This window comes from Seonamhaeicola marinus, assembly GCF_008085455.1.
In genome coordinates this window covers 1-475 of sequence record NZ_VSDQ01000457.1, presented here as the reverse complement: position 1 = coordinate 475, position 475 = coordinate 1, and the positions used below count along the sequence as shown (strand labels likewise).

The 475-nt window shown below is 35.4% G+C and carries 1 protein-coding gene; it reads left to right on the top strand.

Annotated features, from left to right (window positions below):
* Positions 1-105: 105 nt before the first annotated feature.
* Positions 106-475, top strand: a 370-nt coding sequence (locus tag FUA24_RS07710; protein ID WP_187388215.1) for a UDP-N-acetylglucosamine 2-epimerase, incomplete at its 3' end; no start/stop codon positions are given.

Here is a 475-nt window from a genome sequence, read left to right as displayed (position 1 = left end):
ACCAGCAAAAAAAGGGATCCCCGCTTCTAAATTTCAAGATGTTATAGGAAAAGAAACGACCAGAGTTATAAAACAATGGGAGTTTTTAAATTTAGAAGATATTAAATGAGTGTGAGAAAAATTTGTGTGGTAGTTACCGCAAGACCTTCATATAGTAGAATAAAAACGGCTTTAAAAGCTATACAAGAACACCCTAAATTACAATTACAGTTGGTAGTTGCAGGTTCTGCACTTTTGGGACGTTATGGTAATGCTGTTGACTATATTGAAAGCGACGGTTTTAAAATAGATGCCAAAGTGTTTATGGTGTTAGAAGGCGAAAATAAAACTTCTATGGCTAAAACCACGGGCTTGGGTGTTATGGAATTAGCCAATACTTTTTATAATTTAAAACCAGATGCTGTGGTAACCATTGCCGATAGGTTTGAAACTTTAGCAACCTCTATAGCAGCGGCATATCAAAATATCCCTTTAA